27 protein-coding genes are annotated in these 24638 nt (G+C 59.2%); 7 read left to right on the plus strand and 20 right to left on the minus strand.

The annotated features are described in order from the left end of the window. Position 1: 1 nt before the first annotated feature. From motC to AC1DJO_RS09250, 7 genes are all read right to left on the minus strand, one after another. Positions 2-1312 (minus strand): chemotaxis protein MotC, encoded by a 1311-nt coding sequence (motC, locus tag AC1DJO_RS09220; RefSeq protein WP_310292894.1) that lies wholly within the window; start codon positions 1310-1312, stop codon positions 2-4. Positions 1313-1315: 3 nt separating this feature from the next. Further along, positions 1316-2584, minus strand: coding sequence for a MotB family protein (locus tag AC1DJO_RS09225; protein WP_477970043.1), 1269 nt, complete (start codon positions 2582-2584; stop codon positions 1316-1318). Then, positions 2581-3219, minus strand: a complete 639-nt coding sequence (locus AC1DJO_RS09230; RefSeq protein WP_477970045.1) for a hypothetical protein — start codon at positions 3217-3219, stop codon at positions 2581-2583. Before AC1DJO_RS09230 ends, AC1DJO_RS09225 begins: the two co-directional genes overlap by 4 nt. 164 nt (positions 3220-3383) lie before the next feature. Then, positions 3384-4331: a flagellin N-terminal helical domain-containing protein gene (locus tag AC1DJO_RS09235; protein ID WP_112538203.1), complete on the minus strand. Its 948-nt coding sequence runs from the start codon at positions 4329-4331 to the stop codon at positions 3384-3386. A gap of 299 nt (positions 4332-4630) precedes the next feature. Beyond that, a complete protein-coding gene (locus AC1DJO_RS09240) occupies positions 4631-5536 on the minus strand; it encodes a flagellin N-terminal helical domain-containing protein (RefSeq protein ID WP_112387608.1) in 906 nt (301 codons plus the stop codon). 247 nt (positions 5537-5783) lie between these two features. Continuing rightward, on the minus strand, positions 5784-6683 hold the full coding sequence (locus AC1DJO_RS09245; RefSeq protein ID WP_112387607.1) for a flagellin N-terminal helical domain-containing protein: 900 nt from the start codon (positions 6681-6683) through the stop codon (positions 5784-5786). Positions 6684-6952: 269 nt separating this feature from the next. Further along, positions 6953-7849, minus strand: a complete 897-nt coding sequence (locus AC1DJO_RS09250) for a flagellin N-terminal helical domain-containing protein (protein WP_112387606.1) — start codon at positions 7847-7849, stop codon at positions 6953-6955. Between the two features lie 439 nt (positions 7850-8288). Between AC1DJO_RS09250 and AC1DJO_RS09255 the strand changes: the two genes are divergently transcribed. Beyond that, positions 8289-10160, plus strand: coding sequence for an O-linked N-acetylglucosamine transferase, SPINDLY family protein (locus AC1DJO_RS09255; protein ID WP_477970325.1), 1872 nt, complete (start codon positions 8289-8291; stop codon positions 10158-10160). A 90-nt stretch (positions 10161-10250) separates the two neighbouring features. Here AC1DJO_RS09255 and fliP read toward each other — a convergent pair whose 3' ends face one another. The 13 genes from fliP to flgF all read right to left on the minus strand — a co-directional run bounded on the left by fliP (position 10251) and on the right by flgF (position 19206). Next, the gene (gene fliP, locus AC1DJO_RS09260) at positions 10251-10988 is read right to left on the minus strand and encodes a flagellar type III secretion system pore protein FliP (protein ID WP_112387603.1); all 738 of its coding nucleotides are present in this window, start codon (positions 10986-10988) and stop codon (positions 10251-10253) included. Next, the gene (locus tag AC1DJO_RS09265) at positions 10985-11506 is read right to left on the minus strand and encodes a flagellar basal body-associated FliL family protein (RefSeq protein WP_477970047.1); all 522 of its coding nucleotides are present in this window, start codon (positions 11504-11506) and stop codon (positions 10985-10987) included. The genes fliP and AC1DJO_RS09265 overlap by 4 nt, the downstream gene beginning before the upstream one ends. 10 nt (positions 11507-11516) lie before the next feature. After that, positions 11517-12233 carry a flagellar basal body L-ring protein FlgH gene (gene flgH / locus AC1DJO_RS09270; RefSeq protein WP_112387601.1) on the minus strand — a complete coding sequence of 239 codons (717 nt, stop codon included), beginning with the start codon at positions 12231-12233 and terminating at the stop codon, positions 11517-11519. After that, a complete protein-coding gene (locus AC1DJO_RS09275) occupies positions 12230-12772 on the minus strand; it encodes a MotE family protein (protein ID WP_112513961.1) in 543 nt (180 codons plus the stop codon). Before AC1DJO_RS09275 ends, flgH begins: the two co-directional genes overlap by 4 nt. Beyond that, the gene (locus AC1DJO_RS09280) at positions 12769-13890 is read right to left on the minus strand and encodes a flagellar basal body P-ring protein FlgI (RefSeq protein WP_112513962.1); all 1122 of its coding nucleotides are present in this window, start codon (positions 13888-13890) and stop codon (positions 12769-12771) included. The genes AC1DJO_RS09275 and AC1DJO_RS09280 overlap by 4 nt, the downstream gene beginning before the upstream one ends. Beyond that, positions 13887-14369, minus strand: coding sequence for a flagellar basal body P-ring formation chaperone FlgA (gene flgA, locus AC1DJO_RS09285; protein ID WP_477970049.1), 483 nt, complete (start codon positions 14367-14369; stop codon positions 13887-13889). The genes AC1DJO_RS09280 and flgA overlap by 4 nt, the downstream gene beginning before the upstream one ends. A gap of 18 nt (positions 14370-14387) precedes the next feature. Further along, positions 14388-15176: a flagellar basal-body rod protein FlgG gene (flgG, locus tag AC1DJO_RS09290; protein ID WP_112387597.1), complete on the minus strand. Its 789-nt coding sequence runs from the start codon at positions 15174-15176 to the stop codon at positions 14388-14390. A gap of 18 nt (positions 15177-15194) precedes the next feature. Then, the gene (fliE, locus tag AC1DJO_RS09295) at positions 15195-15527 is read right to left on the minus strand and encodes a flagellar hook-basal body complex protein FliE (protein ID WP_112387596.1); all 333 of its coding nucleotides are present in this window, start codon (positions 15525-15527) and stop codon (positions 15195-15197) included. Next, positions 15527-15943: a flagellar basal body rod protein FlgC gene (gene flgC / locus AC1DJO_RS09300; RefSeq protein ID WP_477970051.1), complete on the minus strand. Its 417-nt coding sequence runs from the start codon at positions 15941-15943 to the stop codon at positions 15527-15529. The genes fliE and flgC overlap by 1 nt, the downstream gene beginning before the upstream one ends. A 4-nt stretch (positions 15944-15947) precedes the next feature. After that, entirely contained in the window at positions 15948-16340 is a 393-nt protein-coding gene (gene flgB, locus AC1DJO_RS09305; protein WP_112387594.1) for a flagellar basal body rod protein FlgB, read from the minus strand. A 166-nt stretch (positions 16341-16506) separates the two neighbouring features. Next, positions 16507-16989, minus strand: a complete 483-nt coding sequence (locus AC1DJO_RS09310; RefSeq protein ID WP_442207998.1) for a flagellar protein — start codon at positions 16987-16989, stop codon at positions 16507-16509. A 68-nt stretch (positions 16990-17057) separates the two neighbouring features. After that, a complete protein-coding gene (gene fliI / locus AC1DJO_RS09315; protein ID WP_112538621.1) occupies positions 17058-18455 on the minus strand; it encodes a flagellar protein export ATPase FliI in 1398 nt (465 codons plus the stop codon). A gap of 16 nt (positions 18456-18471) precedes the next feature. Next, complete coding sequence (gene flgF / locus AC1DJO_RS09320) at positions 18472-19206, minus strand: flagellar basal-body rod protein FlgF (protein ID WP_112387592.1); 735 nt, start codon at positions 19204-19206, stop codon at positions 18472-18474. 247 nt (positions 19207-19453) lie between these two features. On the opposite strand from flgF, the gene motA reads away from it, so the two are divergent. From motA to AC1DJO_RS09350, 6 genes are all read left to right on the plus strand, one after another. Continuing rightward, positions 19454-20326 (plus strand): flagellar motor stator protein MotA, encoded by an 873-nt coding sequence (gene motA, locus AC1DJO_RS09325; RefSeq protein WP_112387591.1) that lies wholly within the window; start codon positions 19454-19456, stop codon positions 20324-20326. Positions 20327-20332: 6 nt separating this feature from the next. After that, the gene (locus AC1DJO_RS09330; protein WP_112387590.1) at positions 20333-21274 is read left to right on the plus strand and encodes a FliM/FliN family flagellar motor switch protein; all 942 of its coding nucleotides are present in this window, start codon (positions 20333-20335) and stop codon (positions 21272-21274) included. A gap of 64 nt (positions 21275-21338) precedes the next feature. Beyond that, complete coding sequence (gene fliN, locus AC1DJO_RS09335; RefSeq protein WP_477970053.1) at positions 21339-21905, plus strand: flagellar motor switch protein FliN; 567 nt, start codon at positions 21339-21341, stop codon at positions 21903-21905. A 30-nt stretch (positions 21906-21935) separates the two neighbouring features. Continuing rightward, a complete protein-coding gene (gene fliG / locus AC1DJO_RS09340) occupies positions 21936-22976 on the plus strand; it encodes a flagellar motor switch protein FliG (protein WP_112387588.1) in 1041 nt (346 codons plus the stop codon). 129 nt (positions 22977-23105) lie between these two features. Further along, entirely contained in the window at positions 23106-24188 is a 1083-nt protein-coding gene (flhB, locus tag AC1DJO_RS09345) for a flagellar biosynthesis protein FlhB (protein ID WP_112513967.1), read from the plus strand. Positions 24189-24193: 5 nt separating this feature from the next. Next, positions 24194-24637, plus strand: a complete 444-nt coding sequence (locus AC1DJO_RS09350) for a hypothetical protein (RefSeq protein ID WP_112513968.1) — start codon at positions 24194-24196, stop codon at positions 24635-24637. Position 24638 lies beyond the last annotated feature (1 nt).

Below are 24638 nucleotides of genomic sequence, written 5' to 3' on the forward strand. Positions count from 1 at the left end.
CTCAATTGCTTTCTTGGCTCAACAACTTGTCGATATCGTCAAGTTTGGACCGGCTCGCAGCCATAAAGGATTTGTAGGCAGGATCGGCATTCTGCTGACCCTGGCTGCTGTCTGCCGGGAGTGCCTGCGCCGCGCCATCGTCCACCACCTCCGAAGGGGCGGTCGGCGACTGCGATTCGGCGTCCGTAGTAACAGCTGCCTGTTCTGAAGTATTCTCTTCATTAGAAGAAGTAGAATCCTTGGCTTGCGTCAAGCTTGCAGGGTCAGGCGCTTTCAATACTTGTTCGGCTACCGAGCGGGCTGCAGCTCGCAGAGCCTTGTCGCGATCCGAGAGATCGCCGTCTGCGACCTTGCCGATATGCTGGGCGGCCGAATCGACATCCGGCGTCGAGACCGACGCCATGTTGCCGTAGAAGCTTGCCAGGGCGCCAAGCGGATCGGTGTCGCCCCCAGACAGAGTCTGTGCGTGCTCGGCCGCGGTCTTGGCGAGTTCCACCTTGCCGGCGATACCGGCCGCACGGGCGATACGCAGATAAACCTCGCGCTGACGCGCATCATCCATGAAACCGAGAATGCTGACGACGTCCTCCGGCTTCACGTCATGCTCGTGATCGACGATCAGCTTGACGAACAGGTCGGCAAACTGGCTCGCATAGGGAGAATGCAGGAAGCGGCGAACATAGCGCTGCGAATAGGCCATGCCCTTATCGACCAATCCGGCCTCGACGCTGATCGCCACCGAGCGGCGCAAGGCCGCCTCCTCGACAATAGTGCCGGGTGCAGACAGCCGCGCCTGATCGTAGAGCTTTAGTGCCTCGAGCGGGCTGCGCGCCACCATGACATTGCCGCCAACCAGCGACAGATAGGGACCGATTTTCTTGTCGCGGTATTCGTTGGCCGTTTCGACCAGTGTCTTGGCAACCAGCAGTCCCTTGCCGCTCAGATACTTCCGCAACACGTCGGTGACACGATTGTCGAAATAGCCGTTGACGTCGCGCGACACCAGGTACTCCAGCGTCGCCGGATTGCCGCCGCTCATCGCGTAGACGAGCGCCGCATCAACGTTGCGATCATCGTCATAGACCGAGGCATCGACCGAGCGCAGACGCTGATCGATCGTGCCCAGCATGAAGCGCTGCATTTCGGCAGCGGAGTGATCACCAAGAACCACGGAATCCTGCACGAATTGCAGCGAGCGCAGCATCTTGTAGGGCGCCAGATCTTCCTGCTCATCCGCAACGGCTACGGCCGGCGCTGTAAGCGCCAGTCCGAGCATGAGGGAGAGAAGATGATGGGGCTTGCTGCGCGCCATGGTTTATCCCTGGTCCGCCTGAACGAGGATTTCGATACGGCGGTTTGCGGCGTTCAATGGATCATCAGGAAGCTTGAGCTTGCGATCGGCGAAGCCGGACACCTGCGAGACGCGCTGCTCGCCCAAGCCGCCACGCACGAGCATGTAATAGGCCGCCTGAGCACGATCCATCGACAGGCGCCAGTTTTCGTTGTCTGCGCCCTTATACTGACGGCCATCGGTATGGCCACGGATCACCACCGCGCCCTGGCGCGCCTTTAGGATCTCGCCCAGCTTTTCCATGACCTGCACCATTTCCTTGCGGGGAACGGCCGAGCCGACGTTGAACATCGAGTCATTGCCCTGGTCGGAAAGGCTGACGAGCAATCCGCCTTCGGACGGGGTTACCGTCAGGCCTTCGGCGAGCTTGCCGCCGACGCCGCTGATCTGCTTGGCAATTTCCTGCTTCAGCTCATCGGCCTGCTTCTGCTCTTCGGCCTGCTTTTGCGCATCCTGCTGCTTGTCGGCCGCGGTATCTGCCGGCTTCTGATCGGAGTGCTTGTCGGCCGCCTTTTCGTGAGGCTGATCGGCAGGCTTGGCATCGGCAGAATGGTCTTCAGGCTTCTGCTCCTCGAGCTTAGCAAGCTCTGCAGCATCCGGCTGCTCCTTGGCGTCCTTGGTCGCCGGCGTCTTGCCAGGATTGTCGGCGCGCGTCACCTCGACCTGCTTGGTCCAGAAATCCGGATCGAAAGGATCGCGATAGGCCTCGCCGCCGTCGGCACCGGTCGCAGGGCCGGAATCGGCCGCACCGCCCTCGCCCTTGGCGCTGACGTTAGCCTGCTGTCCGACTTCCTGGGCGATTTCGGCCAGAACGGAATAGGGATTCTCGAAGAAGTCGGCTTCGGAGTAGTTCGTCTGGTCGCCTGACGTTGAGGTCTGGTCGTCGCCGCTGGCGGCAGAAGCGCCCTGCGTCTGCTGCTCTTCCTTCTGCTTCGACTTGTCCTTCGTCTCCTCGCCTTCGGCCGTATCGACAGGCTTCTTCAACCCCTTTTCTGTGGGCTTTTCGTCGGCAAGCTTGATCGGGTTGAAATAGGTCGCAACGGAGGCTTTCGTCTCCTCGTTTGCAGCATTGACCAGCCACATGACGAGGAAGAACGCCATCAGGGCGGTCATGAAGTCGGCGTAAGCGATCTTCCAGGCGCCGCCATGCGCGCCGTCATGATCGCCACCACCATGTTTCTTGATGATGATGACTTCATTTTTGCCGTGGTGGTGATTTTCGCTCTCACTCATTCCAGAACTTTCTTCAAGCTGGCAGACCAGGCAGAAATACGTGTGACGAGAACGGAGCCATCAACCTCGACAATGAGGTCGACGTCATCCGTCTCAATGTGCCGCAGAAGGCCGGACTTTTCTCCAAGCGCCTTCTCCAGCGATGCGAAAAGATTGGCGGGACCCTTGACGATCACCACGCCGGCCGCGCCATCGAGAATTGCCTCTTTCAGAAGCACCGCAAGATCTGCGACAGCCTGCTCCGCGACAGCCTCCGTCACAACGGGCGCGATCGCCTTGGCGGCGGCGGCGCTGACAAGTTCCGCCACTTCGAAGGCGATGCCCGACAATCTGGCAGCGAGAAGGACCGCGAGTTCCTGCTCGTACTTCTCTTTCAGTTCATCGAGCTGCCGCTGATAGCCAAGCTCGGCAGCCTGCAGCTGGTCCGCGTGGGTCTTGGAGAGACCAGACGTTGCCGCGGCGTGGCCCTCGGCATAGGCGGAGCGGCGTTCAGCCTCGAGATCGACTGCAGGTTCTTCCGCAAAATCTGCGAAGCCCCCAAACGCCTCTTCAGCAAAGTCGGACGCTTCGGGCGCCGGGGCGACCGGCTTGATATCACTGAAATCCTTGAGATAGCGGGATAGCATCGCGCTCATCGACCACACCCGGTATCTGCAAAAAGCTGCGGCATGCCTGCGCCCCGTTCAAACCAATTCTGACCGCCGCTTCACAGAACTGAGGCAGCCTTGCCTGGAACCTAGAAAGTCAAACTTGCGCGAGGATGAATGGCGGGCACTTGCCCGCCAGCTGAGCCAGATTACTATTCGAGCAGGATCAGGATGTTGCCGGCCGAGTTGTTAAGAATGTTCATCGCTTCGGTCGCGATGTTCAACTGCGCCTGGATTGCTGTCTGACGAGTCGATGCCTCATCCATATCGGTATCGACAAGCGCACCCACCGTGGTGTCTAGCGAGTCCATCATCTTGTTCACATAGTCCGACCGGGCATCGACCTGGTTCTTCATGATGCCGAGACCGGCCGCTGTGGTGTTCAGACCGGAGAGGACCTTTTCAACGACAGCCTGCATGTCCGCCAGATTCTGCGGTGTCGTGCTGTCAGAAAGCGATATCTGGCTGCCGGTCGCGGGGTTCGTCGAGTTTGCGTTCAGAAGGAAATACTGGTTGCCGCTGCCGGTGCCCGGATCGATGTCCTTGGTCAGCAGACCCTTTGACGCATCGCGCGTATCGATCATGACCAGACTCGATGACGGAAAGCTGATGTTTTGAGGGTAGAACTGACCGTTGGCGCCGCGGATATAGCCGCCGATCACCGAGCGGGTATCGGGAATGACCGAGTTGTTGTTGTAGAGCCAGTTCTCGCCTGAAAAGCTGGTGCCAGTAACGCCCGACTGGAGCTGCGACAAATACTGCTGCAGTGTGGTGTTCAGCTTGTCACGGTCATTCGCCGGGTCGGCGGCGGAAACGAGCGTAGCCTTGATATTGCTGACCAGGTCGATCAGCGAGTCCATGGTCGTATAGGTCGTATCGACTTTCGCCGCACCAAGGCCAAGCGCATCATCGATCGTCTTCAGCGAGCTGCCGTCGGTGCGCAGGGTCTGCGCGTAGGACCAGTATGTGGCATCGTCCGCAGCAGTCTGGATCCGCAGTTCCGATGAAATCTGCTGCTGAATTTTATCGGAGTCCTTGCCGAGGCCCCGCATGATGTTCAGTGCGGTCAGGGCAGCCGGGTCTTGAATGGTATAGGCCATCTGTCGATCTCTTGAATGAATGGGAAAGGGACAGACCGGTAACCGGCAGCGACAGATTATGGCTTCATGCCCCCGGCAAAACGGCCGGTGCGTCGCAGTAACAAATCAACTCGTTGGTGAAATTAACCCAACTTTAAGCATAGTTTCAAGGGTTGAGGCCCCTCGGGACGCCGAAACTTGAAAACACATTTAAGTACATGTTTTTAAAACGAAAATCGCGCCTTTCGAGCGCGATTTCTGAGTGTTTTTGACGGATTGAAAACAGCGCCGCAAGATTCGGTCCAGCTTCAATTTCCGGCTTAGCTGCGGAACAGCGTCAGAACGTTCTGCGCGCTCGAATTCGCAATCGACAGCGACTGGATCGCCAGCTGCTGCTGTGTCTGAAGCGCAGTCAGTTTGGACGATTCCTCTTCCATGTTGGCATCGACGAGACGGCCGACACCCGAGTCGATGGAGTCGCTGAGCGACGAGACGAAATTCTCCTGCAACTGAATGCGTGTCGAAATCGAACCGAGCTGCGAAGCCGCCTTCGTCATCGATTCAAGACCTGCCTCCACAGCATTCAGGGCGAGGCCGATGTCATCCGTCGACAGGTTGGAGATGTCGAACGAGAAAATCGAGCCGATCGTGCCGTTGGAGCTACCGATGATGCCAGTCGAGGTATCGATCGATCCGTTGCTAGTGCCGAACAGCACGTTGCCGGTCGAAGCGGAGTTCAGCACATATTCGGTGGTGGTGACCGAAGTGTTGCCGTTGCCGTCGCGAACGAAAGACGAGACCACACTCTTGGTTTCGTTGCCCGCCACCCAGTTTTCGCCGGAGAACGATGCGGACTGCGCAATGCTCAGAAGCTGAGACTGAAGCTGCTTCACTTCTTCCTGGATCTTCGTGCGGTCGACGCCCTTTTCGGTTGCGGCGACAAGCTTGGACTTGATTTCGGTGACGACGTCGATGGCGCTGTCCATCGCCGAATAGGCGGTGTCGACCTTTGCTGCGCCAAGACCCAACGCGTCGGACACGGCGGAAAGCGCCTTGTTGTCGGAGCGCATGGTCGTCGCAATCGACCAGTAGGCGGCGTTATCGGCAGCCTTGGCGACACGGTAACCGGAGGATACGTGATTCTGGGTGGTTTCGAGACTGTTGTTAATCGTACGAAGTGTCTGAAGCGCAGCCATGGCTGCGACGTTCGTCAAAATGCTCGTCATGAAAAAGTGCCCCTTATTGGCAATACGTCGAGAAGGGACATTCCGGCCTACCGGGAACGGGAACCAGCGCTCATGCCTGTTAACCTGGGATTAAACTTGGTTAACTCACCGTTACGTTGAGCGCAGAAGACGGCAAAATGGTTAACAAAACGTTAACGCGGACAGCAAAAAACCGCGCCCGTTAAGGCGCGGTTCCGTTTTCCTGGACCGACCGGACAATGCCGGAGGGCTTGTATCGCTAATCCTATTAGCCGCGGAAGAGCGACAGGATGTTCTGCGACGAGGAGTTTGCGATCGAGAGCGACTGGATGGCCAGCTGCTGCTGCGTCTGCAGAGCGGTCAGCTTCGAGGACTCTTCTTCCATGTCGGCGTCGACGAGGCGGCCAACACCCGATTCGATTGCGTCGCTCAGCGACGAAACGAAGTTCGACTGCATGTCGATACGCGAGGAGATCGAACCGAACTTCGAACCGAGCGAGGTCATGTCCTTCAGAGCGGTTTCAACGTCGGTCAGCAGGCCGTCGATGTCGCCCTTGGTCGTGGAGGAGTCGATCGTGAACTCGGTGATCGACTTGCCCGAAGACGCGCCGGCCGTGCCGAGAATACCGCCGGTACCGGCAGTCGCATCGGTGTACAGCAGATCGGTGTCGGAAGCAGTGTATTCGGTGACCGTAACAGATACAGCGCCGGTGTTGCTGCGGACGAAGGAGGAGACAACGCTCATCGTTTCGCCGGCGTTGTTGGCAACCCAGTTCTCACCGTTGAACGAAGCGGAAGAAGAAATGCTCTTCAGCTGCGCCTGGAGCTGGGTGATTTCGTCCTGAACCTTCGACTTGTCAACGCCGTCTTCGGTTGCAGCAACGAGCTTCGACTTGATTTCGGAAACGACGTCGATGGAGCTTTCGACAGCGGTGTAAGCCGTGTCAACCTTGGCAGCACCCATGCCGAGAGCGTCAGAAACGGCGCCGAGGGCCTTGTTGTCCGACTTCATCGTCGTTGCGATCGACCAGTAAGCTGCGTTGTCGGCAGCCTTGCCAACGCGCAGACCCGACGAAACGTGGTTCTGGGTGTCGGCGAGGTTCTGGTTGACGTTGCGCAGGGTCTGCAGAGCGGACATTGCGGAATTGTTGGTAAGAATGCTGGTCATTTAAATGTGCCCCTAATTGGCTACGTGATGAAGGGCATTCCGGTCTCACCGGGAACGGCGCTCAGCGTCATGCCTGCCGATCGTCTGTTGACCGACCGCCGTTTCGATGTGCTTAGAAAACAGCATCATCGTTAAAAGAAGCTAAACACGGTTAAAAAAAATCGTTAAAAATCGGTAACTTAGGTTAAATCTCGTTAATCCATTTTTAATAACAAAAATGGCCGGTGAGACACCGGCCATTTCGAGTTTTCGGTACTTGCTGCCAGCTCTTAACGGAAGAGCGACAGGATGTTCTGCGAAGAGGAGTTTGCAATCGAGAGCGACTGGATAGCCAGCTGCTGCTGCGTCTGCAGAGCGGTCAGCTTCGAGGACTCTTCTTCCATGTCGGCGTCGACGAGGCGGCCAACACCCGATTCGATCGAGTCGCTGAGCGACGAGACGAAGTTCGACTGCATGTCGATACGCGAGGAGATCGAACCGAACTTCGAACCGAGCGAGGTCATGTCCTTCAGAGCGGTTTCAACGTCGCTCAGCAGGTTGTCGATACCGCCCTTGGTCGTGGAGGAGTCGATCGTGAACTCGGTGATCGACTTGCCCGAAGACGCGCCGGCCGTGCCGAGAATACCGCCGGTACCGGCAGTCGCATCGGTGTAGAGCAGATCGGTTGCACCGGCCGTGTATTCGGACGTGGTGACCGATACCGAACCAGAGCTGCTGCGGACGAAGGAGGAGACAACGCTCATCGTTTCGCCGGTGGAGTTGGCAACCCAGTTTTCGCCGTTGAACGAAGCGGAAGAAGAAATGCTCTTCAGCTGCGCCTGGAGCTGGGTGATTTCGTCCTGAACCTTCGACTTGTCGACACCGTCTTCAGTCGCAGCAACGAGCTTCGACTTGATTTCTGAAACGACGTCGATGGAGCTTTCGACAGCGGTGTAAGCCGTGTCAACCTTGGCAGCGCCCATGCCGAGAGCGTCAGATACGGCGCCGAGGGCCTTCGTGTCCGACTTCATCGTCGTTGCGATCGACCAGTAAGCTGCGTTGTCGGCAGCCTTGCCAACGCGCAGACCCGACGAAACGTGATCCTGGGTCTTGCCGAGGTTCTGGTTGACGTTACGCAGCGTCTGGAGTGCTGCCATTGCGGAAGTGTTGGTATTAATGCTTGTCATAAGTCTGTCCCCTAGAAAACTAGATACAAAAACGAGGACATACCGGACTGTGATTACCGGCGATGGCGGATGCGCTTCATGCTACTGGGCGCCTTTTCTGTGTGGCCCCAAACCCGTCATGTCCAGGGCAATCTCGCAGCCAATGCTTGCCAACTCCTTAAATGTGCGGGGGCCGACAGGACCCATGCCAAGTATAGTTAAATCTTCCGCAAGATATTTTCGGTTGCACTCACCGAGCGCCCGCCGCCCCTGCGCCACCAGCTTCGAGCAGGCTTCGCGTGCGAGTATGGCAAAGCCGGGAAGCAGGTGAACTCGTTCCATTTCGAGGTGACGGTCTTCTGTGCCGCGGCTGCATCGGCGTTTTGATCAGAGCATTTCCAAACGGAGTTCGGTTTTGAACAGCAAAGTCTCGTTTTCGGTGGCATCCCGTGAATACCAGATGGGGCGCTACACAAAGTCTCTCGCAACCCTGAACCAGCTGATCGACGTCCAGAAAGATGCGAAGACCTACGCGCTGCTGGCCAAGAACCTGCTTCAGCTTGGTTTCAAGTCGGACGCGGCGAAATCCTATTCTCTTGCGGCCAAATCCGAAGGCCCGAACTCCTACGAGTATCACAAGCTCGCCGCGCGGCTGCATTTCGAATGCGGCGAGGAGGACGAGGCTCTGGTGATCTGCATGCGCAACTTCGAAAAGGCGCAGCGCGACCCCGACCTCGCATTTATTCTCGTCTCCGTATTCCTCGGCCGCCAGCAGCGCGATCTGATCCAGCCGCTGAAGAACGTCCTTTCCGAGAGCAGCAACCGCGAGCACCTTGCCGCCGCTGCCAAGCTGGTTTCCAACGATCTCAGCGACGCTTCCAACGAGCTTCTCGCCCGCAATATCTTCAAGCGCTTCCCGAAGGATTATTCGGCACGCTTCCTCTATCTGATCTTCCTGCGCGAATTCAACGATTACGAAGAGGCGCAGAAGCACCAGAAGGTCGTCGACGACTTGGTTGCCGGCGGACGGCCGGAGGTCCTGCAGAAGGATCACCCATTCTATCACCTTCACTGGTGCGGCAACGAAGACCACAATCGCTACCCGACGGTCGGCGTGCCGAAACTCGATCCCGAAAAGATCGCACTTCGCCGCAGTCTGCCGCATGCCTGGGCCGGCAAGATCCGCGTCGGCTACATGTCCTCGGACTTCTGGGACAACCACGCGACCATGAAGCTGATGCAACGCGTGCTCGAACTCCACGACCGCGACAAGTTCGAGATCGTGCTGTTCGACCACAGCGGACCGCTGGCGCTGCAGACCAACAAGACGGACCGCAGCAAATGGGGTACCGTCGTCGATATTCACAGCATCGCCGACAAGGACGTGCTGCAGGTCGTTCGCGACCACAACATCGACATCATGGTTGACCTCAAGGGACACACGGCCGACAGCCGCGCCCACACATTCAACATGCCGCTGGCGCCAGTGCATGTCGCCTGGCTCGGCTTCCCCGGAAGCACCCTCGGCATCGATCTCGACTATGTCATCGGCGACCACTTCGTGCTGCCTGACGTCGCCAAGCCGTTCTATCACGAGAAGTTCTGCCGGATGCCGGAGAGCTACCAGCCGAACGACCCTGCGAACCGTCCGCAGCCGCGTCCGGTCACCCGCGACCAGTTCGGTCTTCCGGAAGACGCCTTCGTGTTTGCCTCCTTCAACGGCAATCGCAAGATCACCCCGGAAGCGATTGCGAGCTGGGCCCGCATCCTGAAGCGTGCGCCAAACAGCGTGCTGTGGCTGATGACGACCTCGCCGCGCAACGAGGGCAACCTGCGGAAGGCCTTCCAGGCAGAGGGCGTGCCCACCGACAGGATCGTCTTCTGCAAGCGCAGCGCCTATGAGGAACATATCAGCCGTCTGCAGGCTGCCGATATCGGCATCGACACCTTCCCCGTCAACGGCCATACGACGACGTCGGAGCAGCTCTGGGGCGGTCTGCCGGTTCTCACCATGAAGGGCACCAACTTCGCCTCACGCGTCAGCGAGAGCCTGCTGAATGCCATCGGACTGCCTGAACTCGTCGGTGCGGACCTGCAGGGCTACGAAGATCTCGCAGTCGAACTGGCGGCGCAGCCGGAAAAGATCGCCGGTTACAAGGCGCATCTTGCCGAACAGCGCTACATCGCCCCACTCTTCGACGCCGAGCGCTTCTGCCGCCATCTGGAACAGGCTTACGAGACGATGGCCGAACGCGCCAAGCAAGGCGAAGCACCCGATCACTTCGACGTCCCTGCCCTGCCGGCACGGACCGAACCGTTCCCGGCCGCATAATAGCGGCCCGAGACCGGAGACACGCAAAACACGCCGGAGTTGCTCCCGGCGGGTTTTCTTTATGCGGACGAATGAAAGATCGTGAGCGTATCAGCTGAAGGAGCGGACCAGGCTGCCAACCAGAAGATTCCAGCCGTCGATCAGCACGAAGAACAGGATCTTGAAGGGCAGCGAGATCGACGTCGGCGGCAGCATCATCATACCCATGGCCATAGTGATGGTGGCGACAATCAGGTCGATGACCAGGAACGGCAGGACGACCAGGAAGCCGATTTCGAAACCGCGGCGGATTTCGGAAATCATGAAGGCCGGGAGCAGGACGCGGTAGTCGATGAGCGCGCCGGTCTGAACGTTCTGCCCACGCTCGCGGGCCAGATCGACGAAGAGCGCCAGATCCTTGTCGCGGGTATTGGCTGCCATGAAGGTGCGGAAAGGCTCAGCGATGCGCTGGACGGCTTCCTGCTCCTGGATTTGGTTGGCGAGAAGCGGCTGAACGCCGTCCTGCCATGCCTTATCGAAAGTCGGCGCCATGACGTAGAAGGTCATGAACAGCGACAGCGACAGCAGGATCATGTTGGATGGCGTGGACGAGAGGCCGAGGCCGGTGCGAAGGATCGAGAAAGCGATGATGAAGCGAGGAAAACTCGTCACCATGATCAGGATGCCCGGCGCGACCGAAAGAACGGTCAGAAGGCCGAATGTGCGGATGATCCAGGCAGCGACCGAGCCATCGACAGGAAGATTTAACAGATTTGTCGGCAGCTGCTGAGCCACCGCCAATTCCGGTACCGCCATCATGGCGGCCAAGAAAATTATGAATCGAATCATTCGATGACAAAGGTCCTGAACATGACCTTGGATACGCGCCCCTGAGAGCGCAGGTCAACACGTTCCTGGATGTCATCCCGTAGATATTGAAAGCCGCGCGGACCTTCGATCTGCTGCAGCGAAACCGTTCTGATGTAAGCCATTATATCCTGATGGATATCTTCAGCGACCTTCACGTCAGGCGGCCCGTTGAAGAGCAGTGCGACCTCTAGCCTCACCCAGTTTTCGGAGGGGTAAGCGAGGTTGGAGGTGATCGGCTCGAGCTGGACGACGTTGTTCGCCTCTGTCGAGACATGCGGGAGGCCGGTTTCGCCTTCCTTCTTCTCGCCGCCGGCGGGCTTCGGTTCGGCAGCCGCCTCATTCGCCTGCTCGGCGCTCTTGACGTTCGGGGCGATCATCGTGCCTACGGCCCAGCCGCCGCCGGCGCCGAGAAGTGTCAGGATGGCGACGCCGACGATCGTCATCATCGCTGCCGATTTCTTCTTCGGTTTGGCTTCGCCTGCTTCTTCGTCTGCCATGGTTCCGGCCTTAAAGCGGTGAGAAGAGATCGACGGCCTGCTGGCCGCGCGGCGGCTGCTGCATTTCCATCAGGCGGCCACGGCCACCGTAGGAGATGCGGGCTTCGGCGATCTTCTCATACGAGATCTGGTTGTCGGAATTGACATCCTGCGGCCGCACGATACCGGCGACGTTGAGGATGCGGATTTCCTGGTTGACGCGAACTTCCTGTGAACCGCTGATAACAAGGTTGCCGTTCTCGAGAATACCGGTGACGACGGCGGCGACCATGAGCTTCAGCGTCTCGGACCGGTCGATCTTGCCCTTGCCGTCGGTGCTCGTGTCGGAGCCGTAGGTCAGGTCCGTCTTCGAAGCCGGATTCCAGCCGAGAATATTGGCATTGACGTCCCAGTTCATGCCGCTGGAATTGGTGCGGCTGCGGCTGGTGTCGTTCTCGAACTTCGCCTTGTCGTTGATCTGGATATTGACCGTCAGGATGTCGCCGACATTCAATGCGCGTGCGTCCTTGAACAGAGCCGCTTGGCTATCGCTCCAGAGCGAGTAGCCCTGCGCGACCTGGCGCGGCTGCTTCGGATAAAGCGCCATCTGCGGCGTCTGGCCGTAGGCCAGGCCGCTGCCGATCGGGCTCATGGCGGGCGCCCGGCCGATCTCCCTCACGGACTGCGGCGACTGGCAGCCGGCGAGAAGGGCGACGGCGGCAATGGCAGCCGGGAAACGCTTGTTCATGAGGGATCCTTCGACGTATTGGGATCGGATGCACTGGCGATGATGTTGGCGATGACGGCGGCCTTCTCAGGGTCCATCTCGTTGAGGATCAGGCTCGACTGACGCGGGCCAAGCCGCATGATCACGGCGGCCGCAATCTCGGTCTTGGCCTTCTCGAGCTGCAGTGCAGCAGCATCCGGCTTCATGTTCTTGTAGATGTCCGTCAGGCCGGCTTCGGCCTGCTTGAGGAAGACATCACGGCGCTTCAGCCAGTCCTGGTATTCGGCCTTGCGCTTATCCATTTCGGCGACGCGCGTATCGATGTCGGCGCGCAGCTTCTCGAGCTCCTGCTTTTGCAGGAGATAACGCTGGTCGCGGGCCGGATCGGCGATGTTGGTGCAGAACTGCTTGATTTCGTCCTCGGAGGTGATGTCGCCCTCCGGCTTCTGCGCTTCCTGTGCGAAGGCGCCAGGAATGGAAAGCAGCAGCACGGCTGCCGCCGGCAGCGCCGAGCGCCGCAACAGTTCGGCAACCGTCATGTCCTTGTTCAGCCTGATCATTGCAGCACAAGCTCCGCCTGCAGCGCACCTGCAGATTTGATGCCTTGTAGGATGGCGATGATGCCGTCCGGTTTCACGCCGATATTATTGAGACCGGCAACGAGGGTGCGCAGATCGGGACCATCAAGCATTGCCACCCGGCCGCCGGATTTCTGCGCGGCGATATCGGTCTGCGGCTGTATGGCCGTCTGACCCTTGGAGAAGGGTTCGGGCTGGATGACCTGCGGCGTCTCGGTGACCTGGACCGTCAGCGTACCATAGCTGACAGCAACCGGTGACACCCGGACGTCAGCGCCGATGACGATGGTGCCCGTTCGCTCGTTGACCACCACCTTGGCGGGCGTATCGGTCTCGACGACGAGGTTTTCGATATCGGCCATCAGGCGCGTCAGGTCGGCTTCACGCGGCTTCTGTACGATGACTTCCTGGGCGTCCTTGGCTTCGGCAACGGGGCCGCCGAAGCGCGACGACGCATAGCCGTTGACGACATCGGAGATACGCACGGCGGTCGAGAAGTCCGGGTTGCGAAGCTGCAGGACGAGATTGACGGAATCCTTGAAGCGCGATGGCAGTTCGCGTTCGATGATCGCACCGCCGGGAACGCGGCCGGCGGTGGTCACGCCTTCTGTAACGGTTGCCGCAGCACCCTGCGCCTGAAAGCCTGATACCACGACGGAGCCCTGGGCAACGGCATAGATCTGGCCATCGGCGCCCGACAGCGAGGTCATGACGAGTGTGCCGCCGCGCAGCGACGAGGCATCGCCCAGCGAGCTGACATTGACGTCGATGCGGCTGCCGGGGCTGGCGAACGGCGGAAGATTGGCGGTGACCATGACCGCTGCGGTGTTCTTGGCGTTGGATTCGCCGCCCTGCGTCGAGATGCCGAGATTCTGCAGCATGGCGCGCATAGACTGTTCGGTGAACGGCGAGGCACGGAAGCCGTCACCCGTTCCCTGCAGGCCGACGATCAAGCCATAGCCGATCAGCTGGTTATCGCGGCCAGCCTGCAGCGAAGCGATATCCTTGATACGCGACGACATCGCGACGGCAGGCGTCACGGTGGTCATGCACATGGAAAGAGCCGCGAGCGCGGCGAGGATGCGAGAGACGATCTTCATTTTGCCGCCACGTGGATGGTGCCGTCAGCCAGCACGGTGCCGCTGATGATGACGCCCGAATCCATGTTGCGGGCGCGGATGACCTGGCCGGTCGAGCCATCTTCGAGCGGCGAACCGGCCGCGGAAATGGTCATCGGGCCAAGATTGAATACCAGCCGGATCTGCGAGCCGCGCGTCACCGTGTAGGCTTCGCGCAGCGCCGAGACATTGATGGTCCGGCCGGGAAGAAGTGTGCGCTTCGAGATCATTCCCCGGACCTCGTCGATCGACTTTGCGTAGTCGCCTGAGAGGTTGGGGTTGGTGACTTCGACTTCCTGAAGCTGGCCGGCGCTGATCGTTTCTCCGGGATAGATCGTCGCGGTCGGGACGACCGCGTAACCCATGCCTGCGCTTGCCGACGATGTCACAAGGACACCGCCATATGCGATCGCAGCCAGTGCCGTCAGAGCGACGGTATTTCTCGCCCGGCGAAACATCATGTTCGGCCCTTTCCTTGATTACTTCAGGTTCTTGCTGACGATGGAGGCCATTTCGTCGGCAGTGGTGATGACCTTCGAGTTCATTTCATAGGCGCGCTGCGCAGAGATCAGCTCGGTGATTTCCTTCACCGGGTCGACGTTCGACGATTCCAGGTAACCCTGCTTCATGTAGCCGTAGCCCTCTTCGTCGGGGGTGCCGACGACAGCTTCGCCGGAGGCCGGCGTCTGCTGGAAGAGGTTGTCGCCCATTGGTGTCAGGCCGGCTTCGTTGACGAAATCGGCAATCGTCAGCTGGCCAAGAGTGGTCGGATCGGTCTGGCCGGCGAGCACCGCCGACACTTCGCCGGAGCGGCTGATCGTCAGCTGTGTCGAACCGGTCGGAATGGTGATCCCGGGGACGACCGTATAGCCGTCGGTGGTGACCAGCTGGCCGGTTTCATTCTTGTTGAACGCACCGGCGCGGCTATAGAGCGTCGTGCCGTCAGGTGTCTGGACCTGGAAGAACCCGCGGCCGACGAGCGCGACGTCGAGGTCGTTGCCGGTCTGGCTGAGTTCGCCCTGGATATGCAGGTTGCGAACAGCGGCCGTCTGAACGCCGAGACCGATATTTGCACCTTCAGGAACGATTGCCTGGTTGGCGCGGTTTGCGACACCCTTGGCGCGTTCGGTCTGGTACAGCAGGTCGGTGAATTCGGCGCGGGCGCGCTTGAAACCTGTCGTGTTGATGTTCGCGATGTTGTTCGCGATGACTTCGAGATTGGTCTGCTGGGCATCCATGCCCGTAGCCGCAATGGCAAGCGCTCTCATCTGTTCGTCCTTATCCGGTTACATCTGCATCTTGGTGACGTCGAGGAAGGCCGATACAACCTTGTCCCGGATGGCGATTGCCGTTTGAAGTGTCTGCTCGGCTTGCAGCATGGAATCGACGACTTCACGGGTCGTTGCCGTGCCCTTGATGCCGGCGAAAGACATGGATTCCGCGCCCTTGACCGAATCCATGGCCTGGGTCGCCATGTTGCCGAGCATCGAGGAGAAGCTCTGGCCGGCCTTTGCGCTTTCTGCGGCCGAAGTGACCTGCGACGATGAATTTTCGTCCGTGATGCTTCCAAGGCCACGTGTGCCGGAAAGCGAACCGATGCTCTGTACGTTGCTGATCATTATTGGCTCTTCAGAAGGTCGATGGTGGAGGAGATCAAATCGCGCGTCTGCTTGATGGTCTGCAGATTGGCGTCATAGGACCGGTTCGCTTCGCGCATGTCGGCCATTTCGACCAGCATGTTGACGTTTGGCATCTTCACCACGCCACGCTCATCCGCTGCAGGATTGCTCGGATCATATTCGGTGGTGAATTCCGTGTCGTCGACACCGAGCTTCTTGACGCCAACTGTTGTGACGCCCCCGGCGCGATCGACTTGCTCACCGAAGGTTACCGTCTTGCGGCGGTAAGGATCGGCGCCCGGCGTATCGCCAGTCGAACGCGAGTTGGCGATGTTTTCCGAGACAATGCGCAGGCGAGTCGATTGAGCCTCAAGCCCCGACCCAGCAATCTTCATGGCTGCTGATAAAGGATCCACGATTTTACTTCCTTACAGTCATCAACATCATTCTATTGAAAGAGCCGACCAGCGAGGTGTTCAGCTCGTACTGGCGCTTGATTTCGCCTGACTTGGAGAGTTCTTCAGCGAGACCGACAGTATTGCCGGATTCCTGCACGCCGATCTCCTGATCGAGTGCGGCTTCCTTGACGTCGATGCTGCCGCTGGTGCTGAAATCGTTGCCGCTGAAATGCGCAGGATTGGTGCGCGCCATGGAAACATCAGCGTTTTCGAGGACCGACTGGAAGGGCGAGACGTCCTTCGCACGGTACTTCGGGGTGTTCGCGTTCGCGATGTTGCCGGCCACAACCTCCTGACGGACTGTCAGCCATTCCGCCTGCCGCGAGGCCAAGTCGAACAGTTGAATCGGTTGCATGGGAACTCTCCGTTTTTACTAAGAGGACCCTAGGGCGGTAATCTTGCGTCAGACTTACGGAGAACGCGGCTTTCGGCCTGCGTGTCCGTTATGCCTCGGGCATCAACAAAAAAGCCCCAGGTACAGCCGGGGCTTTTCTGCATGCTCTGAGCTTTGCAGTCTGGAATTAGCGGTAGATGTCGCCCTTGGAGGTGACGATCACCCATTTGCCGTCGCGCTGCTCGATCGTCGCGAGGCGGCTTTCGTCCGGCAGAACCGATCCGACGCGCACGACATACATTCCCGTCGTATCCTCGATCAGCGCCCTGCCGTTTGCCACATGCAGAAGCTTGAATCCGGAGCTCGCCGGGAACGGCTGGTCTTCCGGCACCAGGCCCTTTTCGACTTCCTTGCCGACGCTGGAGACCGTTGCAGTGGTCAGCTGGTCGAGCGGCTCCGGCTTGTTCTGGACTTCATTCTTGTTGACCATGGCAAGCGGCGAGACGCTGAAAACGTTGCGTGCCGGCCAGTCAGGAAGATCCCGCGTGCGATCGCCCTGGGCAACATTGATGCTGAACTTGTCCTCGTTGAAGAAGACATACCAGGGGAAAATCGCGGCGGCGCCCGCGAGCGCGAGACCTGTCACGGTCAGCAGGCGGTCGAGCATCATCGACTGCCGCTTCTCATTCGACTTCAGCGGAGCAATGCGCTCGTCGTCGTCTTCAAACCCGGTCACGTTCAACCTCTTCTCGGAGCCCCTGGCTGGTTCGGCATTCCGGCTGCCGCCTTAAGGGCAGTGGCCAGATCGGCGAAGGCGTCTGGCGACGCCGAATCGCCCGGCGACTGTTTCAAAACATCGTAAATAATTGGTACTTGCTTGACCGCCATGTCCAAATCCGGGTCAGCGCCCGGACGGTAGCCGCCGATCAGACGCAGGTCCCGCGTCTCTTCGAAACGGTGGATCAGCGACTTCAGACGCGAGACCAGTTTCTCCTGGTCCGGTGTCCAGGCCTTGCGGGCGAGACGCGAGATCGAGGCGAGCGGATCGATCGGCGGATAACGGCCTTCTTCAGCCAGGCTACGCTGCAGGACGAGGTGGCCATCGAGAATGCCGCGGGTCGAGTCGGCGATCGGATCGTTGTGATTGTCGCCATCGACGAGGATCGAGATGATCGCGGTGATCGTGCCGGTTCCTTCAGGTCCCGGGCCGGCGCGCTCCAGAAGCCGGGGCAGTTCGGTGAAGACCGAGGCCGGATAGCCGCGAGCGATCGGCGGCTCACCCGATGCGGTCGCCACTTCGCGGATCGCGTGAGCGAAACGGGTGACGCTGTCGACGATCAGGAGGACGTTCTGGCCCTGGTCGCGGAAATACTCGGCGATCGTTACCGCCGTCAGCGGCGCCATCTTGCGCAGCATCGGGCTCTCGTCGCTGGTTGCCACGACGGCGATCGACTTCTTCATGTTTTCGCCGAGCGTATCCTCGATGAATTCGCGCACTTCGCGGCCGCGTTCGCCGACCAGCGCGATGACAACCTTGTCGAAGGCATCGGCCATGGCGAGCATCGAGAGAAGTGTCGACTTGCCGACGCCAGAACCGGCGAAGATGCCGAGGCGCTGGCCATGGCAAAGCGGTGAGAAGATATCGACGGCGCGTACGCCGGTCTTGAAGCCCTTGTCGACGCGCTTTCGGGTCATCGACGGCGGCGCGGTATTGGAGATGGAACGGCGATCGAGCCCTTCGGTGATCGGACCCAGACCATCGATCGGCTCGCAGAGCGAATTGATGGTCCGGCCGCACCAGCTGTCGGAGGGAGCGATGCGGAATGCACCCTTGCGGATCACGGTATCGTGGATGCCGATCGGCTCGCCCGGCTCGATCGGGCAGACATAGGCGAGATCCGGTTCGACGCGGACAACCTCGCCGAGATGAATGCCGGTTGCCGACTTGTGCGCCACGAATTCGCCGAGGCGCACGTGCCTGGAAAGACCGGTAACCGTGTAGTGGCCTGCCGCGATGGTCTGCACATGGCCGCCATGGGCCACGGAAAATTCCGGCTTCGTATAACGGGCGGCGAGAGCGGCGAGATGCTCAAGCTTGGGCGAAAGCGCTTCTTTTGTCAGCGGCACGGTGTTCATGTCTCAGACCTTCCGCTTAGCGGCTGCCACCAAGCGTCTTGATCGCCTCGTTGAACGAGTTTTCGCTATCGGTCGTCAGCGATGCGATGCTTTCGAAGGCGCGGTTGACCTCGATCAACTGGGTGATCTCGCGCATCGCGTTGACGTTGGAATTCTCCAGATAACCTTGCTCGACGCCGACGTTGAAGCGGTCGGTAACGGCGCGCGGCGTTTCCGTGGTCATGACGCCGCTGTTCTCATAGCGCAGGTAACCCTTGGAGATATCGGCCTCAAACAGACCGATAGAGCCAACCTGGCGGTTGCCTTGATAGATACCGCCGTCGGCGCCGACCTTCGGCTCGCCGCCGGCCGTGTTGAGGATGATCGGCGCGCCGCCGGCATCGAGAACGGGATAGCCACGGATCGAAACCAGCTCGCCGGTGTCCTTCATCGTGAAGCGGCCGTCTTTGGTCAGAACCTGACCGGCCGGCGTATCGAGTGAGAACCAGGCGTCGCCCTTGATGGCGAAATCCAGCATGTTGCCGGTGTGCTGCAGCTCGCCGGTATCGCCGGAAAGATAGTCATTACCCTGCGAAACGAAGGCAACCTTGGCATTCAGCTTGTTGTCAGTGTTGCTGAGGATCTGGTTGAATTTCACTTCCGTCCCGCGGAAGCCCGTCGTGTTCACGTTTGCCATGTTGTCCGCGATGGTCGTCAAACGCTTTTCGAGTGCCATCTGTGATGACAGAGAAACATAAAGACCGGATTGCATCGGGGTAAGCTCCTGGCATTAGCGATGAACGGTACGAAGATCGGGTTCCCTGGTGTGCGACCCGATTTCCGCTGAGGCGGCATCTCAGAAACGGGCGTAGTTCGCCCATTCGTCATCTCCAATCTGACAGCAGTTCCTTGTGCGAAACTGGCACGCGAAAATCCTGTCAGCGGGGACAACCATCAGCCTCACGCAAGCCAGCAACCCTATCCCATCAGCTGAAAATAACGATCAGGTGTGACTGACGATGAATATCATTATCGGATTTGTGATTACGATCGGCTGCATCATCGGCAGCTTCATGGCCATGGGTGGCCATCTCGAAGCGCTATTTCAGCCGTTCGAGCTTGTTATCATCGGCGGCGCCGGTCTCGGCAGTTTCATCATGGGTAACCCCATGAAAGTCGTGAAGGATTCGGGCAAGGCGCTCGGTGAAGCCTTCAAGCATACGGTTCCGAAGGAACGCAATTATCTCGATACGCTCGGTGTGCTCTACTCGTTGATGCGCGACCTGCGCACCAAGTCGCGCAACGAAATCGAAGCGCATATCGACAACCCGGCCGAATCCTCGATCTTCCAGACCGCCCCGACGGTGTTGAAGAACAAGGAGCTGACGGCGTTCATCTGTGACTACGTCCGCCTGATCATCATCGGCAATGCCCGCTCTCACGAGATCGAGGCGCTGATGGACGAAGAAATCAACACCATCCTGCACGACAAGCTGAAGCCCTATCACGCGATCCAGACCATGGGTGACGCGTTCCCGGCTATCGGTATCGTCGCGGCCGTTCTCGGCGTTATCAAGGCCATGGCGCACATCAACGACTCGCCCGAAGTTCTCGGTCACCTGATCGGTTCGGCGCTCGTCGGTACCTTCCTTGGTATTCTTCTCTCTTACTGCGTCTGCTCGCCGATCTGCTCGCAGATCAAGATCGTTCGCTCCAAGCAGCATCGTCTCTACGTCATCGTGAAGCAGACGCTGCTCGCCTACATGAACGGCTCGGTGCCGCAGGTTGCTCTGGAATACGGCCGCAAGACGATCTCGGCTTACGAGCGTCCGTCGATCGATGCAGTCGAACAGGAAATGATGAACCCGGGTGGCGAGAACAAGGCGGCCTAAGCGACCATGAACAACGTTGCACTAGAGAAACCGGCAATGAATGCCGCACTGTTGGCCAAGCTTACTGGCCGTCTCGGCGACAAGGCGACCATCGACAAACTCTGTGCCGCCTTTGCGGACGTCTACATCGAATTCATGCCCGACATCTTCAAGAGCGAGACGGGCCTCGAAGTGACGATCGGCTATCTCGGCTGCGATTCCGGCTACAAGAACGACCTGATTGCCGATCTCGGCGCCAACTCGACACTCGTCGATGCAACGCTGCGCAACTGGTCACAGGATATCACGCTTTCCTGCGGCAACGGCTTCATCATCACACTGATGGAAAGCCTGCTGGGTGCCGCACCCGAAACGATCGAGCAGCCAGCCGACCGTCTGCTTTCGGTGATCGAGCTGGAACTAGGCGTCATGGTGTTCGACAAGATCGCCAGCGTGCTGCGTTCCGCAGTCAACGCGCCTGGCGGCTTCGAGCCGATGTTGGAACTGCCGCATGCACTGGAAAACCGCGCAAAGCCTTCCGAAGACAAGCCAGACGAATTTGCGGCGGCGATCAACATGTCGATCACGCTTGCCGGGATGACGTCGGAATTTTCGCTGATCGTGCTGCAGTCGGCGCTGCTCAAGACGCAGATTTCGGCGCCGAAGGCGAAGAGCCAGTCGTCGAAGTCCTCGGAATGGGCCGAGCAGATCGGCCACCAGGTCCGCCGCTCGCATGTGACGCTCGAAGCCAAGATCCGCCTTCAGGATCTGACGCTGCGCACGATTTCCAAGCTTGCCGCCGGCGATGTCATTCCGTTCCGCGACGAGCAGGATGTCCGCGTCGAAGTCAGCGCGAACAGCAAGGAATTGTATGTGTGCGAGTTCGGGCGTTCCGGCGAGAATTATACCGTCCGGGTGAAGGATACGATGAGCTCCGACGACGAGCTCATCCGCCACTTAATGAATTAATCGGTTCCCGCCATTTTGGCTGCCACGGCAGCTTGAGGCAAGTTTCAACTGGAATAGTGATTTCATGGCTACGAAGAAAACACAGCAGAACGACGATCTGTCATTGGAGCTTCCGGGCAACGAGGCTGACCTCGATCAGGCGATCGATGATCTTCGCGGGGTCCTGAAGCAGGATTCCGACGGCGGCCTTGCTGATTTCGGCGGCGACGCCGACGCGTTCAGCACCGGCACGGATCTTTYGGCATTTGGCGACTTCGGTGGCGAAGACGAAGCAGCTCCGGCATTTGGCGGCGGTGATTTCGGCGGCGACTCGGATTTCGGTGATACCGGTTTCTCGGCATCGAGCGGCGAACCTGCTCCACTTGGCAGCGCGCTGTCTTCGAATTTCGAACTGATCATGGACATTCCGATCGATGTCCAGATCATGCTCGGAAGCAGCCGAATGCAGGTTTCCGGCCTGATGAACCTCAACGAGGGCGCAACGATCGCGCTCGACAAGAGGATCGGCGAGCCGGTTGATATCATGGTGAATGGCCGCAAGATTGCACGTGGCGAGATCACCGTTCTTGAGAATGACGACACGCGTTTCGGCGTTAAACTGATAGAAGTTTTAAGTACCAAAAAAGCCTGATCCCGGTTTTAGGGACGGAGAGGTTAGACCATGATGGACTTTGACGATTTCAGCGGCGCCATTGCCGGGAAACCGTTGACCCAGGCTGAAAAGGCAGCGGCTGTTCTTCTCGCAATGGGAAAGGGCGTCGCTGGCCGGCTGTTAAAATATTTCACGCAGGCTGAGTTACAGACGATCATCTCTTCGGCGCAGGCGCTTCGCGCGATTCCGCCGGATGAACTGCTTGGCCTCGTTGCCGAATTTGAGGACTTGTTCACCGAAGGCGCAGGCCTGATGGACAATGCCAAGGCAATCGAGAGCATTCTTGAAGAAGGCCTCACCCCTGACGAAGTCGACAGCCTGCTCGGACGCCGCACGGCGTTCCAGGCCTATGAGACGTCGATCTGGGACAGGCTCGGCGAAGGCGACCCGGCCTTCATCGGCAAGTTCCTGCTGCGCGAACATCCGCAGACCATCGCCTATATCCTCTCCATGATGCCATCGTCTTTTGGCGCCAAGGTGCTGATGCAGCTTCCCGACAGCCGCCGCGCCGACATCATGAACCGTACCGTCAATCTCAAGACCGTCAGCCCCAAGGCGGCGCAGATCATCGAAAAGCAGGTCATGACGCTGCTGGCCGAGATCGACGCCGAGAAGAATTCGAGCGGCTCCAACAAGGTCGCCGAGCTGATGAACGAGATGGACAAGCCGCAGGTCGATACGCTGCTCACCTCGCTCGAATCGATCAACCGCGAAGCGGTCAACAAGGTTCGTCCGAAGATCTTCCTCTTCGAGGATCTGCTCTACATGCCACAGCGCAGCCGCGTCATGCTGCTCAACGACATCTCGGCAGACATTCTGACGATGGCTCTGCGCGGCGCTCCTCCGGAGATCCGCGAATCGGTTCTCGCTTCGATCAGCCCGCGCCAGCGCCGCATGATCGAATCGGACCTGCAGAGCGGCACAGCCGGCATCAATCCGCGCGAAATCGCGATTGCCCGTCGCGCCGTTGCCCAGGAAGCGATTCGTTTGGCCAATTCCGGCCAGATTCAGCTCAAGGAAACCGAGGGCGAGGCCTCGGCGGCGGCCTAAGCCATCGGAGCTGTTGACAAATCTCTGCTCCCGGCGCTGTGCGGTTGATCGCCATGCCCGGGGGGACTACCCTTCGAACATCAGGCCGCGATCTGTCGCGGCCTTTTGCGTTCAGGGAGTGCGGCTGACTTGGCTGACGATGACGACAAGGACAGCAAAACAGAAGCCCCAACAGGCAAAAAGCTGTCGGACGCGGCCGAGAAAGGCAATACGCCTTTCTCGCGAGAGGTGCCGATCTTTGCGACTGTTCTCGCAACCTATGTTTATCTGACGTTCTACCTGCCGGAGGGCATCAGTACGGTCAGCGAGCAGTTACGCGATATTTTCGAGCAACCGGACCAGTGGAAGATCGAGACCGGGCCGGATGCGCTGTCGCTTTTCGTCCATCTTGGCTGGGTGAGCGCCGTATTGTTGACGCCGGCCATGCTGCTTTTCATGTCGTTCGGCCTGATCGCCTCGCTCAGCCAGAACCTTCCGAGCCTGGTTCTCGAGCGCATTCGTCCGCAGTTCTCGCGTTTGTCGCCGGCCAAGGGCCTGTCGCGTATGTTCAGCCTGCCGGGCCTGATCGAATTCGGCAAATCCCTGTTCAAGGTCGTCATCGTCGGCATCGTCATGTTCTTCGTGCTGAAGAGCGAATATTTCAGCTCGATCGACTCGATGTTCTCGGACCCGCAGACGTTCTTCGATCGGGCCATGACGATCATGCGCAAGATCGTGCTGATCGTGCTCTTTGCAACCGCCTTCGTTGCCATCGCCGACTTCTTCTGGACGCGCCATCACTGGTTCAGCGAATTGAAGATGACGCGCCACGAAGTGAAGGAAGAAAACAAGCAGTCGCAGGGTGACCCCTTCGTCAAGGGACGCCAGCGCTCGCTGATGCGTGACCGCGCCCGCCGCCGCATGATCGCCAATGTGGAGCGCGCGACGATGGTGATCGCCAACCCGACCCACTTTGCCGTGGCGCTGCGCTATGTGCGCGAAGAAAACGACGCGCCTGTCGTCATTGCCAAGGGTCAAGACCTCATTGCGTTGAAAATCAGAGAGATAGCCGAGAAGAACGGAATCCCGGTTTTCGAAGATCCGCCGCTTGCACGCTCCATGTTTGCGCAAGTCTCGATAGATAGTGTCATCCCGTCAGTCTTCTACAAGGCCGTCGCGGAGCTCATCCACCGGGTGTATGCCGCACAAGCCAAGAACAAGCGGGTCAGATAAGTCGAATGAAGAAATGCCCTTACTCCTCGCAGCGTGAAAGAATTCTTGCTGAGGCGATCAGCCCGGTTGCAACGGAGCTTCGGCTTCTTGACGCCTCCGATCTGATTTCGCTGCTGCGATTCGAGTATTACGGCAATCTCGCCGATCTGGTGGCGTCTGCTGCCGAGCTGTTTTTCCATCCAGGCACGGTGAATTTCGGCCTTGGCGGCAACTACACGTTGGAATGGGGCGGCAAGCCCGAAGTCGTGCTCGATCTGGAGATCAAGCCGCGCGGTGTCACTGTCTACGCACAGCTGACGCTTGCCGAAGACCATGCCGGCATCGAGATCAACCACATCGCCTTCCAGGATCCGTCTGCCGATCCGGACGAGAACACGGCGTATCTGGAGCGCAGCCTCAACGAGTCGCGCTACAATGTGCGACCGGCGCTTCGCGCTCTCGCAGGCTAGT

The sequence above is a fragment of the Rhizobium sp. 05N430 genome (genome assembly GCF_056396985.1).

Coding starts and splice junctions, on each gene's coding strand:
- motC (WP_310292894.1), bottom strand. CDS start 1,312: ATGGCGCGCAGCAAGCCCCATCATCTTCTCTCCCTCATGCTCGGACTG.
- AC1DJO_RS09230 (WP_477970045.1), bottom strand. CDS start 3,219: ATGAGCGCGATGCTATCCCGCTATCTCAAGGATTTCAGTGATATCAAG.
- flgA (WP_477970049.1), bottom strand. CDS start 14,369: ATGATGTTTCGCCGGGCGAGAAATACCGTCGCTCTGACGGCACTGGCT.
- fliE (WP_112387596.1), bottom strand. CDS start 15,527: ATGATCAGCAACGTACAGAGCATCGGTTCGCTTTCCGGCACACGTGGC.
- motA (WP_112387591.1), top strand. CDS start 19,454: ATGAATATCATTATCGGATTTGTGATTACGATCGGCTGCATCATCGGC.
- fliG (WP_112387588.1), top strand. CDS start 21,936: ATGATGGACTTTGACGATTTCAGCGGCGCCATTGCCGGGAAACCGTTG.
- fliP (WP_112387603.1), bottom strand. CDS start 10,988: ATGATTCGATTCATAATTTTCTTGGCCGCCATGATGGCGGTACCGGAA.
- AC1DJO_RS09245 (WP_112387607.1), bottom strand. CDS start 6,683: ATGACCAGCATTCTTACCAACAATTCCGCAATGTCCGCTCTGCAGACC.
- flgG (WP_112387597.1), bottom strand. CDS start 15,176: ATGAGAGCGCTTGCCATTGCGGCTACGGGCATGGATGCCCAGCAGACC.
- AC1DJO_RS09350 (WP_112513968.1), top strand. CDS start 24,194: ATGAAGAAATGCCCTTACTCCTCGCAGCGTGAAAGAATTCTTGCTGAG.
- AC1DJO_RS09240 (WP_112387608.1), bottom strand. CDS start 5,536: ATGACGAGCATTTTGACGAACGTCGCAGCCATGGCTGCGCTTCAGACA.
- AC1DJO_RS09250 (WP_112387606.1), bottom strand. CDS start 7,849: ATGACAAGCATTAATACCAACACTTCCGCAATGGCAGCACTCCAGACG.
- AC1DJO_RS09255 (WP_477970325.1), top strand. CDS start 8,289: ATGGGGCGCTACACAAAGTCTCTCGCAACCCTGAACCAGCTGATCGAC.
- AC1DJO_RS09330 (WP_112387590.1), top strand. CDS start 20,333: ATGAACAACGTTGCACTAGAGAAACCGGCAATGAATGCCGCACTGTTG.
- AC1DJO_RS09275 (WP_112513961.1), bottom strand. CDS start 12,772: ATGATCAGGCTGAACAAGGACATGACGGTTGCCGAACTGTTGCGGCGC.
- flgH (WP_112387601.1), bottom strand. CDS start 12,233: ATGAACAAGCGTTTCCCGGCTGCCATTGCCGCCGTCGCCCTTCTCGCC.
- flgB (WP_112387594.1), bottom strand. CDS start 16,340: ATGCAACCGATTCAACTGTTCGACTTGGCCTCGCGGCAGGCGGAATGG.
- AC1DJO_RS09265 (WP_477970047.1), bottom strand. CDS start 11,506: ATGGCAGACGAAGAAGCAGGCGAAGCCAAACCGAAGAAGAAATCGGCA.
- AC1DJO_RS09280 (WP_112513962.1), bottom strand. CDS start 13,890: ATGAAGATCGTCTCTCGCATCCTCGCCGCGCTCGCGGCTCTTTCCATG.
- AC1DJO_RS09310 (WP_442207998.1), bottom strand. CDS start 16,989: ATGATGCTCGACCGCCTGCTGACCGTGACAGGTCTCGCGCTCGCGGGC.
- AC1DJO_RS09235 (WP_112538203.1), bottom strand. CDS start 4,331: ATGGCCTATACCATTCAAGACCCGGCTGCCCTGACCGCACTGAACATC.
- flgF (WP_112387592.1), bottom strand. CDS start 19,206: ATGCAATCCGGTCTTTATGTTTCTCTGTCATCACAGATGGCACTCGAA.
- fliI (WP_112538621.1), bottom strand. CDS start 18,455: ATGAACACCGTGCCGCTGACAAAAGAAGCGCTTTCGCCCAAGCTTGAG.
- AC1DJO_RS09225 (WP_477970043.1), bottom strand. CDS start 2,584: ATGAGTGAGAGCGAAAATCACCACCACGGCAAAAATGAAGTCATCATC.